At 36.4% G+C, this 13975-nt stretch carries 8 protein-coding genes; all 8 read right to left on the minus strand.

Annotated features, from left to right (window positions below; genetic code table 11):
* Positions 1-455 precede the first annotated feature (455 nt).
* Positions 456-2510, minus strand: coding sequence for an autotransporter-associated beta strand repeat-containing protein (locus tag EM308_RS13195; protein ID WP_081907232.1), 2055 nt, complete (start codon positions 2508-2510; stop codon positions 456-458).
* Positions 2511-2523: 13 nt separating this feature from the next.
* On the minus strand, positions 2524-4473 hold the full coding sequence (locus EM308_RS13200; protein WP_070261857.1) for an autotransporter outer membrane beta-barrel domain-containing protein: 1950 nt from the start codon (positions 4471-4473) through the stop codon (positions 2524-2526).
* Positions 4474-4651: 178 nt separating this feature from the next.
* Positions 4652-5449, minus strand: a complete 798-nt coding sequence (locus EM308_RS13205) for a hypothetical protein (protein WP_035635035.1) — start codon at positions 5447-5449, stop codon at positions 4652-4654.
* Positions 5440-6309 carry a hypothetical protein gene (locus tag EM308_RS13210; RefSeq protein ID WP_051877665.1) on the minus strand — a complete coding sequence of 290 codons (870 nt, stop codon included), beginning with the start codon at positions 6307-6309 and terminating at the stop codon, positions 5440-5442. Before EM308_RS13210 ends, EM308_RS13205 begins: the two co-directional genes overlap by 10 nt.
* Positions 6310-7115: 806 nt before the next feature.
* Positions 7116-8246: a DUF4861 family protein gene (locus EM308_RS13215; protein WP_051877666.1), complete on the minus strand. Its 1131-nt coding sequence runs from the start codon at positions 8244-8246 to the stop codon at positions 7116-7118.
* 83 nt (positions 8247-8329) lie between these two features.
* Positions 8330-9118, minus strand: a complete 789-nt coding sequence (locus tag EM308_RS13220) for a gluconate 5-dehydrogenase (RefSeq protein ID WP_035634778.1) — start codon at positions 9116-9118, stop codon at positions 8330-8332.
* 30 nt (positions 9119-9148) lie between these two features.
* Positions 9149-10630, minus strand: a complete 1482-nt coding sequence (locus EM308_RS13225; protein ID WP_035635038.1) for a sulfatase family protein — start codon at positions 10628-10630, stop codon at positions 9149-9151.
* Positions 10631-10792: 162 nt separating this feature from the next.
* Entirely contained in the window at positions 10793-13966 is a 3174-nt protein-coding gene (locus tag EM308_RS13230) for a GH92 family glycosyl hydrolase (RefSeq protein ID WP_035635059.1), read from the minus strand.
* Between the last annotated feature and the right edge of the window lie 9 nt (positions 13967-13975).

Here is a 13975-nt window from a genome sequence, read left to right on the forward strand (position 1 = left end):
GGGTGGTCAGTTTGCTCTGGAACTGGTGGTCAATTTATACTGGAAAGAGGTGGTCAATTTGACCGTTTTTTCCATTTGAATGGCATAAAAAACAATAATATAAAAAAAGGAACTGAGTTAATTTATTCTCAATTACCAAAGATAATCAACACATTACAATACTAAATTAAATATTTTTTTTAAAAGAAACTAATTATATCTTCAATAAATTAGTAACAAAAAAATATAAATAGATATGTTTTTAATAGTAAAATTCTGCTGATTTAAATAACATTTGAAAAGAATTTTATAATAATTCGTTTCAAAAAGTATTGCAACTAATACCTAACATAATGGTTTTTTAAGCCAGAGATATTTATGTTTAAAATCAAAAAAATGCCATGCCATTTACAGTTGTGGCTCTCGTTCCAAAGTCATTCACTACCGTCCACCAAAAAGAGGAACCATCATACAGATTACGGATTTATTGTTCCTCCGTTATTAATAACAGTATTGGAAATTGCAAATCCATTTTTATTTAATGTAGCCCCAGCTTTTACGATTATGACTCCTGTTCCAAAGGCATTCACATTGCTTGCAGTAAGCGTACCCCCGCTGATGGTAGTCCCTCCGCTATAAGCATTGCTACCAGAAATAGTTGTGGTTCCTGACCCCACAAATGTCAATCCGCCTGAGCCCGTCACCACTTGAGCTATGGAAATATTTGAACCATTGTTATCAATAGTTCCGCCATTGGACTGTACAGTAAATGAGACAAAAGTTGTCGCAGGGATATTACATGGTCTTAATGTACCTCCATTTAAATAAATGTAATTGTTTCGCCATCCTTCAACCTGCAAATTGTTGAAACCAAAAAGCCCCCCACTATTGATAGTAATGTAGCAGATGGGTCCAGTATCTACCCAACCTACATGATAAGTATTAGCTATCATTGTGGCGTTAGCTATATTAACATAATTAGTTGCCCATTTATACGGAAAAAAAGTTCCTGTAACATTCACAGTCCCTCCTGTTAGATTTAGAGTGTTTTTATTATTACTAGCACCACCCGCAGTAGAGCCTCCCATTCCAAGAGTGGTAAATGTAAGATTGCCACCAGAAATATTTAAGGTTAAATTATTGTTATTTACGTTATTTTGGAAAATTTGATAACTATTAAAAAGATAAGTCCCGCCAGTGATGTTTTGAGTAACAATACCTCCAGTAGTAGGCGTATTTAAATACCAATTGCTTCCCGGTACATTTGCCCCCCCAGCAAGCGTTGTATTCCCTGAATTAAACCAAAAATTTCCATTAGTACTGCTAATAATCCCATTAAAAGTTTGTGAAACGGTTCCATTCCAACTTAATGTGCGTCCGCTCGGATTATCAATATTACCGTAAAAATTTCCCGAACCCAATGTACCAGTACCATTAATACTAAAATCGCCGTTGCCACTCATTATAATATTTCCATTAAACGGATTGTTGCCTGTTAAAATTATTGCCCCCGAATCTGCCAATTGGAGTGTTCCGATTCCTGATATTGGTGTTGCGAAAGTAGTCGTTACGTTTGAAAAAGAGCGAAGATAACCGGTAGAGCCTGTCGGCACATTTATAGGATTACTACTCCATGTCATTGAAGTCCCGGTACCACACAAACCACCTCCTTGCAAACTAACAGTTCCTGTACCCAAATAAGCATTGTTTGCACGTACAAAACCTCCTAAAATATTCGTTCCTCCAGTATAATTATTTGTTGTGTTTGTAATCTGCGACAGCGTACCATCTCCGCCACCTGTATTAGACATATTACCTGCTACTTTCACTTGTACACTTCCTGCACCGGATATAGGATTTGGCAATACCTGTGACCCGTTTATTATATCCCAAAACAAAATGGCATTATTTGCAATATTTACTTGTGAAGCGGAAGGAATACTTCCTGCACTCCCACCAGCTCCTATTTGCAAAATACCACCATTGATATTGGTAATTCCAGAGTAAGTATTTGTGCCTGTTAAAACCAAGGCTCCTGCACCATTTTTAATAAGTGAATTTGTTCCTGTAAGGATTGAAGCTATTGTTGGCTGAAGTCCGGCAGATACAAAAACAGGCAAATCTGTAGCACAGGTAGTCGTAATTGATTGACTATTTATAGTAAAATTTCCACTTGCTGCAGGAAAAAAAGAAATAGACTTAACACTATTTACAGCTGCTCCCAATGTTACCGTACCAGCTGCACCTGTTCCCAAATTGCCTCCGAATACTGCATTTTTACAAACGTTCCATTTGGTATTAGTATTTCCTTTATTCGCTGTCCAAACAGGATTAGTAACCAATAAAGTTCCGGAGCCATTATTAATCTGCCTGTTCCATGGTCCAACATCCCAAACTAATGTATCCGAAACAGTTGACCTATTCAACATCCAGAATTGTTGCACAGGAACTTGACCATAAGTATAATTTCTACACATTAATAATGTGCAAAAGATTATAAACTGCTTACAATTTTGCAATAACTTTTTCATTGGTAAGTTACCATTAGTTATAATTATTTCCTATTGTCCACCAAAAAGTTGTCCCATCGTAAAAAAAGGAAAGAAGATCAACCGCACCGGCTAAAGGGGTAAGAGTAACAACGCCACTTCCACCATTGATTACTTTATTAGTTCCTCCGCCAAAAGCTATAGTACTGGTTCCTGTGTTTGTAACTATGATGGTACCGTACATACCCGGTTTCATATTGGTCAGAGTAAGAGTATTTGCTCCGGCAGCCAATGTCCATTTAGCATTTCCTCCCTTGCTTAAGTCCCACGCTCCTCCTATTACGATTTGCACCGGAGAGGTATAATTGGTGGCATTTACTGTACCATCAACTCCCAAAGTGGGTATTGTTGCACCTGTATTAGCTGGCGTTGTAAAAGCGGGATTGGCTGTTGCTACACCTATCTGTGTTGTGTTTACTGTGGTTCCCGATAAAACCTTCATACGCTCAACATTATTGGTTTTTACCATTAATTCATTTGCATCGGTAGTGCCAATAAAATTAGTACCAGTTGTAGTACCGGCATTACCTGTAAGGCTCCAGGCATTAGCAGCAGCATCAACAGTTACAACATCTCCATTGGCATTAACACCAATAGCTTTTGCGTCAGCGGTAACTACAGTTGTATTCTTCAAATTGGTGATTCTTAACCCCGATACATCAGTAGTACCACTATTAACTTCTAGTTTAGCAGCCGGAGTTGTTGTTCCCATACCTACATTACCATATTCGTTTATTGTCATTACCCTACGGCTGGCAGATATTGAATTTCCCCATGTATTAAAATGTATCCTTGATACGTTATTACCTGATGCCCCTTCTGCTGTGCCTAATACCTGCATCTCCATGCCTGCAAAACCATCTCCTGAATTACCAGATTTATGCCCAATAAAGCGGCTGCCTTTTTCGGCTGCATCGTGCTCATTCAGACTGAGATGTAATGAGGTGTATATATTTCCGTTGACATCTAATGCCGCATAAGGATATGTGTTGCCTATACCTACCTTACCTGTGGAAGTGATACGCATACGCTCCATGCTATTAGTCACAATTGGTAAATCGTAGTCATTTTTTGTTCCCAATGGTTTCATAAATGACACAATGTTTCCACCCTGCAGCCATGCTGTAGAAGTTGGTGAATATGCAACGTAAGCTACCCCATTCCATGTCCATGAACTATAGTCGATAGTTGATAGATATACAATGTCTCTATCCTTTTGAATATCGGGAGAAAAAGTAGTTCCAGCAACATTAGGATCTACATTAACCGAGAAATCAACAATAGATTCCGTCCCTGGAACAGTTGTTAACCCTACATCTCCCGTTGCATTCACAGTAAGTACTTTGCTGTTATAAGTAACAGGGGCAGGGCTTGTGCTTTTAAGTTGTGAAAACCTTAACCCCGATACATCAGTAGTTCCACTATTAACTTCCAGTTTTGTAGAAGGTGTAGCAGTTCCAACACCTATGTTTCCAACTGAGGTGACACGCATTTTCTCAGTATTATTGGTTTTTATTACCAAATCATTAGCGTCTGTAGTGCCTAAAAAATTATTTCCTGGATTGGTTCCTGCATTACCTGTAACTTTCCAAGTATTATTCAACAGCTTATTTATATGCATCCTCCTCACTTCTCCATCTGCAGCATTCCAGGTAAGCAAACTATCAGTAAAACTCCCTGCAAAAGGATTTTGCAATTTCAATGGAGGCAATGTTGTACTTCCACCATTACTGATAACCAAACGGGCAGTGGGAGTTGTTAATGTATCCAAGCCTATAGCTACGTTTCCATTTTTATTATATAAATTCCCTGCAACTTCAAACCATTTACTCGGATCTACATATGTTACAGTTCCCTTATTATTAATCACTCTCACTTTCTTTTGGGCAAAAGAGCTAAAAGAAAGTGAGAATAATAATAAAATGATTATAATTTTGTTCATCATTAGTAAAGTAATTTAATTATTGTTGAATTTGATTATCCGTAAATAATCCAAAAAAAACGAAACGGCTTGTCTTAAATAATTAAAATTTGAGGACTTATTAGTAAGATCGAATGATTTACAGAGAAAAATCTGCAAACCATCCAATCTTAGTTTAGAAATTCTATTCCTTGTTCTTAAATTATTTAACCCACTGGATTTCTATCTTATCACCGTCCACAAAAGCATAATCGTCAGGATCAGTTCCACCTGCTTTATTAACCTTTACAGTAGTCCCTGTCAAAGTATAATCTACACCTGCCACTAATTTTGCACCATTACGATATACCCATACTTTTTGCACATTTGCTGGAAGAGTAGCATCGGTAAAAGTGACATCGGCTGCAGCGGTAGCAGTTTGTAATGTCTGACCTCCATTTACCAAATCTGCAAATTTCATTTTCATAGTTTCACCTGTGGCTTCATTACGTACCAAAAGTGTTAAACCTGTTCCTGTACCATGTTTAGATTTATCTGTTGCATCAGCAGAAGCCGCCATACCAGGTGCTGCAGGATCAACCAATTTAATTCCATCTAAACCAAATACTTTTCCTGTTGCATCGATATAGGTGTCATCTGTTAATGTACCTCCCAATTGCCAAGTGGTAACAATACCTTTATCTGCTGTAGTATTTGTTATTTGGGTAATTCCATTTTTTACTTGCAAATATTTAATGGTTCCCTTATTGTCAATTACCCTTACGGATCCTTGAGTAGCAGCTGTACCATCTCCTATTTGCCCCATCGTTGTAGGAGCTTGCTTGGCTATTGTAGCCGTTTTTTCCTGTGCCTGAGTACTAAGTCCCGCCAAAGCTAATGACAAGATTAAAACCGCTTTATAACCTCCATTTTTGAATGTAACATTTTTTTTCATTGTTCTTAATTTAAAATTACTATTGTTATTATTATTCACTTGTTTTTCAATGTACTTTACTTCCATTGATAAATTTTTATTTCGTCACCATCCAAACAACCTCCATTAGTATCAGCAAGCAATTGAAGTGTTATTTGAGAAGTTCCCTCGGTTGCAGAAAAATCTATTTCGGCACCATTTCTATAAACCTGTATTTTATCCAAAGAATCAATAGGCCATACCGTAGGAAACACTTTCTCTCCGGCCGTAGCAACCATTTTTTGCTTCGCCATATTAGTGCCCATACTAAATTCTACGGCACTAATTTTTCTTAGTACTCCAGTTGTTGGATCCATAGTTAGCAAATCGTCAGTAACTTTTCCATCTTGCAATCCACTAATTGCCAAAGTATTAACAGCCGAGGATTTTATGGCTGTGGGCTCTGTAAGATTCCCACCCAACTTAATCGTTTGACCATCAAGCATCACACCATTAGAAGCATCTATATTTACACGACCAGTCTGACTGTTTATACTCGTCCATGAAGCTGTGGTTGGATTATAGATCCATGTACCCGAATCATTAACTACTATAGTTATACCCGTGGCTGGTGCTCCTGGTGTATCTGAACCTGGAACTCCTGGAACCCCCGTTGTTCCAGGCAAACTTTCTATTGTCGCACCTGGTACAACCCAAGTGGCTACTCCATTAGCATCAGAAGTAAGCACTTTACCAACTCCTTCTGAACCATCCTTTATTGTCAATTTACCTGAATCCTTACTAACAGAAATTTTACTTCCATTAGCCCCCTCTACTTCCAAATTGGCATTAGTACCTATCATTGTAGGATTACTGCCTATTTTTACTTGTGCATGCATTGTCATAGGAAAAAGCAAACTCAATAAACAAATACATTTAAAAATCCTAAAAACTTTCATTGAAATCATTTATTTATAATTTTAAAATTCTTCAAAACGATATGATTATTTTTATATTTCAAAAACAATGAATCATATATCGACTTTTACAATAAAAATTAGCTTTCTAAAAAATAAAATATCTAATACTCCTTTTTTATAATCAAACTTTTTAAAAAAATGATTGATAAAAAAACCATAATAAGAACCAACGCATTTTTTAAATCATAAATACTTAAAAATGTTCTGTAATTCTTTTTGCAAATTTAGAGCGCTAATAAACAATGAAGTGTAGTTGCAAATCCTCAATTGTTGTAGTACAAATTCTACCTGAGTGTTGTGAAATAAAAGTAAAAACATCAGATATACACCACAAAAAATACCTAACAAACAGCAACTTACAAAAACATATTAGCTGTTATTTTAACATTTTATTTAATTAAAATCAAGGTTTACCTAATACTTTTGAAGAATATATTTGTTAATTTTATCCTCGTTATAAACAAAATAACTCCTACAATATTTTATTCTAAAAAATATCGCAGAAGAAGAATTTGCAATGAGAAGAAAAAAATAGATTTAAAAATTCGTCTAACTTTTAGGTAAAAGTCTTAAGTCATACTCTTTCAAATCTAAATTGAAAAAATATTTTTTGTCCTTACCATGGCATAATAGATGTGTTTCGTTGCGTTTTTTATAGAAATTTGATCAAAACACTATACTATTTTTAAATAAAAAAGAGACAAGCCAGAATATACCGACTTGTCTCTTTATACAATTTCTGCAAATTAGTCAATTTTTACAATCGCTAAAAAGCTGAAAATCTAGATTTACTTTTATTTCACATTTACCAACAACGGCTGTTTTAATTCTTGGGAGAAATTATTCAAATAGTCAAACCATTGCGATGCATTCGTAATTTTTCCGGCTCTGTCCCAAGCGGCACCAGTATAATAAACGATTGGTTCATTATTTTTCACCTCAGTAATCGCTAAAATCTGATCTTTTCCAACTAAAATATTTTTAACAGGAATGTTCAAAATACTTCCTACACCAGTTGTACCATCTTCTGCAACAGTAGGCTCCCAATAACCCATAATTCCTTGTTGCTCGTTTAATAACAAAGTACCTTGTTCAGGTCTTTTAGCAATTCCAACCGCAACAGGCAATGCTTTGTTGTCTGAAAACGAGTAAACATTTTCGATTCGATTAAGCTGTGAACCGGCATCCAAAGAAATGATTTTGGTATGCGAAACTTTAATTCCGGCTGCATCTGCATCATCATATTCCAATCTAAAAGTAGAACGTAACGGGCCGTTATCCAATACTTTCCAATGGTGATAGTTTCCTAAATAGACAATATTATCATTCACATAAGGTGCCATATCCCCTGCTCCCATGGTAAATCCAACTTTATAATAGTCCATACCGTCTCCGTGATCCGTATGATATTCATTTCGCTTGTAACGCTCATTTATTACCATTCTATCAGTACGTTTTACCCAAACGTCAATACCGTAAGCGTTATCTTTTTGTTTTTCTAATGCTTTGCCGTAAGCTCTAAATGCGATTTTGTCATTTTCCCAAGCGAAATCTTCAAATCTTTCAGGCACGTAACGTCCGTAAGTTTTAGTTTGGAATGCCATTGGTTTCCCTTTTTGTATGGATAAAAGAAGTGTCCCTTTGGCTTTGACACTTACCTGTACTAATAAATTTTGAATAGCAGGAAGTCCTTTATGCTCCAACTGATAAGGAATTTGTTTATTGGTCGATGAATTGATCACAACAAAATTTGTAGTATCAATTTGTGGATATTGAGAAAGGATTGTTTCCCATTTGATAGCCACAACGGCTTCTTTTCTTTCTAAATTAGAATTATTTTTTATTTCAATATTTTTTTTTGTCTGAGACAAAAGCAACAATGGCAAAAAAAGAAAAGATAAACAAAGGTATTTGGTGTATTTCATAATATAATAGTTAGGTTTAATTCTAAAAAAAAATCTGCCGACACTGTTTTCAAAACAATATCAGCAGAAATTTTAATTATTTATTATTCGTTTGATGGTTTTCCAATAGTTGCAAGTATTCCACCATCAACATAAAGAATGTGACCATTCACAAAATCACTCGCTTTTGATGACAAGAAGATGGCAGCACCTTGTAAATCTTCAGGATCTCCCCAACGATTTGCCGGTGTTCTGCTGATGATAAACTCGTTAAATGGGTGTCCGTCAACTCTAATTGGAGCAGTTTGGCTAGTAGCAAAATAACCTGGTCCAATACCATTTGTCTGGATGTTAAATTTAGCCCATTCTGTTGCCATGTTTTTGGTTAACATTTTCAAACCTCCTTTTGCGGCAGCGTAAGCACTTACATCTTGTCTTCCCAATTCGCTCATCATTGAACAAATGTTGATGATTTTTCCCCCACCGCGTTGAATCATTCCTTTGGCAACATTTTTGGAAACGATAAAAGGACTGATTAAATCTACATTGATCACCGCTGTAAAATCTTCAACTTCCATATCGATGATTGGAGTTCTTTTGATGATTCCAGCATTGTTCACTAAAATATCGATAGGGCCAACTTCAGCTTCTATCTGTTTTATGTTGGCGATTACTGCTTTTTCATCGCATACATTAAATACATATCCGTAAGCTTCTATTCCAACAGATTTGTACTCTGCTACAGCTTTATCTATGTTTTCTTGTGAAAGATCATTTACTACAATTTTTGCTCCAGCGTGACCAAGTCCTTTAGCCATAGACATTCCCAAACCATGTACACCACCTGTAATAAGAGCTGTTTTCCCTGTTAAATCAAATAAGTTAATTGACATTTTTTAAATTTTATAGTTAGTAATTATTTATTATTTATCTAAAACAAAACCATCTTTGGTTTTATCAATCCATTGCATTAAAGAAGGTCGTAATTTTTTTACAATCGGCAAATCGGGATTGTAAATATTGGTAAGCTCAAAAGGGTCTGCTTTTAAATCATATAATACATATTCGCCTTGCCCTTTTTTCTTGACATAAGCCAATTTGTAATCGGTAGTACGGATACCTCTAAAACCTGTATTCATATTAACATTGTTACTGATAATAGCTCCTAAAATATATTGCTCTGTTGGTTTTTCACCTTTACCATTAAGGTAATATTGGGCATAACTCTTTCCGTCTAAATCTTTTGGTGCTTTGTCTTTCATTCCCATTAATTCCAATAGTGTAGGATAAATATCTGGGAGACTTCCTAAGAAAGTATTGTCTATTCTTGGCTGAATATAACCTTTCCAATAAACGATAAACGGAATACGCAACGACTCCTCAAAGATATTATTTTTTGAAACTTCTGAATGTTTTCCTAAACAGTTTCCATGATCAGCCATTACTATTACAATCGTGTTTTCATCCAGTTTTTGATCTTTCATACCTTGCAATATTCTTCCAATTTGCTCATCAACTCCAGTAATGTTGGCATAATAATAACGAATATCTTTTCTATATTGATCACCCTGTTCCGTTCCTTCGGCAGGAATATTCGGGTCTTTTACCAAATCTTTCAAAGGAATATTTTTGTATAAATTATAATATTTTTCGGGAACAGTTTTGTATTCCGAATGTGGCGGATTCATGGAAACTACTAATGAAAAAGGGACGCCGCTTTTACGGATTTTACCATTTTCATTTTTGAAGAAAGCCAAAGCTTTATCGGCTTCATGAATTGGTCCCCATTGATTCACATATTTAAAATCATCTCTTTTATCGTTGGTATCCCAATACATTGGTTTATCATGTTCATCATAGGTTCCATACGCATACCAATAATCAAAACCGTGTCTTCTATCTGGAGAAGTCCATTCGTTCCAAGCCACTTTTTCGGTATTATTGGAAGTAGGTACGTACGGTTTGTACGGAGAATCCAAATGCCATTTTCCTATATACCCATTAAAATATCCGTTTTGCTTCAAGATATCCGACCAACAAACAGCATCTTTTGATAATTCAACTCCAAAAGGAGCCGAATTGGAATTGACATTACTGTAAACATGGTTTTTTATCGGATATTGCCCCGTCATAAGCATTGCTCTTGCTGGAGAACAAACCGGATAGTTACTTACCATTTGCGTAAGCACCAAACTTTCTTTGGCAAATTTGTCTAAACTTGGAGTCATAACTGGCTCTTTTCCTTCAAAGCCCAGAGCCTGTCCTCTCCATTGATCGGCCAAAATAATCAGTAAGTTGGTAGGTGTTTTGGATTTAGTATTATTTTGGGCAAGACATGAAACTCCAAATAGTATGGAAAGCAAAAAAATAAACTTAGTGTAAACATTATACTTACTATTTTTCATAATCTCCTTTTTTTTGACCTTAAATCTTTTAACTTACTGTTTTCTTGTCATTCCGAGGCACGAGGAATCGCATAAAGTGATTCAGCAAGTGTGATTCCTCGTGCCTCGGAATGACAAAATCGGGTTGTTTACAATCTCTTTTGCACTTATACTACAAAAATATTACGGTTTTGTTCCCCAACTTTTATTGGGTTCCCTTCCCATTTCCAACTCTAATTTTCCACCTTTTAGAATATCTGATTGCAAAATCCTGAAATCAGATATTGATTGTCCGTTCCATTTTGCCCATTGAATGTATTTATTTTCTTTGGAAGCATTTTTGGCTTCAATAATTAATTTATCTCCGCGGTTGTATTTCCCTCCAAAATAAACAGTTGTGTTTTCGAATCTTGGGCTTCCTATTTCATAAATTGGTGTTGCAGAACAACCACCATCCATTTGAAACAGTCCAATGGCACTCATTACATACCAACTGCTCATTTGCCCTAAATCTTCGTCTCCGGGATAGGCATCATAAGGAGTTGTTCCATAATATTGCTCCTGAATGGCACGTGCCCATTTTTGAGTTAGCCAAGGTTGACCTGCCCAATTAAATAAATACGAAACTTCCATAGCAGGTTCATTTCCATGATTGATTGGGAAGGCCGAGAAGTTGTCACCGGAAGCATTAAAATTAGCCAATGCCGATTTTTCCATTGCCTCATTCAATCGGGAAACAAAACGATCTTTCCCCATTTCGTTTACCAATTCTGTTGGATTATGCGGAACAAACCAAGTGTAATTAAACGAATTTCCTTCGACAAAGCCCGGAGTATGATAGGGGTCAAATGGCGTTAACCAATTTCCATCTTTGTCTTTTGGCCTTGCAAACCCCGTTGCTGCGTCAAATATATTTTTCCAATTTTCGGAGCGTTTCAAAAAATAATCACAGTCCTCTTTTTTGTTCAATGCCAATGCCATTTGCGACAAGCAATAATCATCATACGCATATTCCATTGTATTGGATGCCGAACCTATCTTCAAAGGGACATACCCATACTTCATATAGGCTTCGATATCTTCGACGCCAACTGTTCCGCCTCCTTCGTATTTTTGCGGTTTGGTGGTAAGCATTTTTTTAAATCCTTCAAAAGCAATATTTAAATCAAAATCACGAATACCGCTTTGCCAAGCACCCATCACCTGCGAAACGCCATGAGTTGCCACCATCACTCCTGTGTGTTCTACACCTGCTGGATCGGTATTCATCCAACCACTGTTTTTATACAATTCGATTGCGGAGCGCGCCCATTTTGAAGAAATTTCGGGAGTAACCAAATTAAACAACTGTTGATTGTTCCAAAAGGTATTCCAATATTCGCCACTCACTATACAATCATCTGGGTTTTTGAGCTGACAAATTTTTTCATTTTCATCTACAAATCGCCCATCAATATCAGACCAAATTGCTTTTGCAGACAAGGCTCTGTACATATTGGTATAGAATTTTACTTTTTGCAAATAATCGTCCGTTTCAATCTGAACACGTCCCAAATAATCATTCCAAATTGTTCTTGCATTTTGAACTACTTTTTCAAAATCCCAACCAAAAGGTTCAGTAATTTCTTTTTGAAGATTGTTTTTGGCGCCAGCCAAATCAACCAAAGAAACTCCAGTACGCACTTCAATTGTCTCTCCTTTTTTTGTTTTGAAATTCAGAAAAACACCCAAATCTCCTTTCCCTTCCACCGAAGCGGTATTCATTTGAATTTTGGGCTCAGTTGCAAATTCATGAGTTCTTTTCCATTCACCTATGTATCCTGTCACGGGAGGGATTTCGTTATTGGTCCAGCTTCCCATAGAATCGAATGGTTTGCTAAATTGCATCACAAAATGAATTGTATAAAGTTGTTCCAATGAATAACCTGTGAAAGCGTTAAAATAAGTAGCATAACCTTCGATTTGATTATTGGAAACTTTAGTAATTTTTGCTTCTTTCAAATTATGAGGATATTCATTTGGCGTAAACATGTCCACTATAATTCGTGCCGAATCAGACTGTGGAAAAGTATAGCGCTGCAAAGAAGCGCGACGGGTAGCCGTAATTTCGGCTTTAATTTTCGTATCGGTCATAAAAACGCTGTATTTTCCAATTTTCGCCGATTCCAATTTTTTATCAATACGAGAACGGTAACCCGAATCGGGATTTTTCTCCGTTCCAGTATTCACCTGTAATTTTCCCGTTGTTGGCATGGTCAGTAATCCGCACATTGTCCAATCCGAAAAATGACTGAAACCCATGATATTTTCAACCGTATATTCGTAACCTGATTTCCATGTTTCATCCTGATTGTCGGGAGCTATTTGCACCATTGACAAAGGCAGAGAGGGGCCGGGTTTAAACATCCAGCGTGAATTTCCGGTTCCTATTAATCCGTCAACATAGTCGGATACAGTTTGCAATGGCTGTTTAGAACGAATAATAGTACCCGAATAAACTGTTTTGTTTTCAGATTTTATCACAACAGAAGCTGGAACTTTTTGGTTCCCAACAATTGCCGGCATCGGAATTTCGATGATGCTGTTTCCTGTTTCAATTTTTTTCGAAACCGAAGGCAGTCCATTTATTGACACTTCAATTGTGGCATCTTTATCCATTTGGACAATATCAACCAAAAGTGGCTGGATACGCTTTTTTTCTTTATTTATTTCAAAAGGAGCCGCTTTTGCCGAAAGAATTAATGACGAAGTTGCTGTTTCCAAATCGATTTTTTTTCCTTCCATTCGGATGTCATCAAAAACAGCCCAATTACCTTCGACAATTCCCATTTGGATTATGTTCAAGCCTTTTTTCAGCCATTCCCCTTTTATTTCAAAAGTAACACTTGCTCTTTTTCCATCTGATTCCTTTTCTGTCAGGGCTTTTCCATTTCCGGAAGGCAACTTAATTTCCTGACGGTGACCGTTTACCTCAACTCTCAGAGTTGGCGAATTATTTTTGTTTACATCGACAAAATCCAAAACCAATTTATAAACTGATTTCGTATCCAATTGTTTGGCATTAAAAGTAATTCTAGGGAAATGACGTGGGTAAAATCCAGCCCAATAACCACCTCCTGCCCAACCATCCAAAGGTCCTGGCAGAACATAAGCCCAATTCTTTTCGGGAGTTGAATATCCTACTGAGTAAATACTTTTCTCTCCACCGAAACTTGCCAAATAATTGTCTTTTCCGGCTGGAGCCAATGCAAATTCTGTAGCACTATTGTCTTGTTTACCAATTTGCCAAAGCACATTTTGCGAATAACCTTTTACAACAAACAAAAAGAAAAAAACTGTAAAAACATTTAACTTCATAATATAATC

It is taken from the genome of Flavobacterium gilvum (assembly GCF_001761465.1).
GTDB classification, from domain to species: Bacteria; Bacteroidota; Bacteroidia; order Flavobacteriales; family Flavobacteriaceae; genus Flavobacterium; species Flavobacterium gilvum.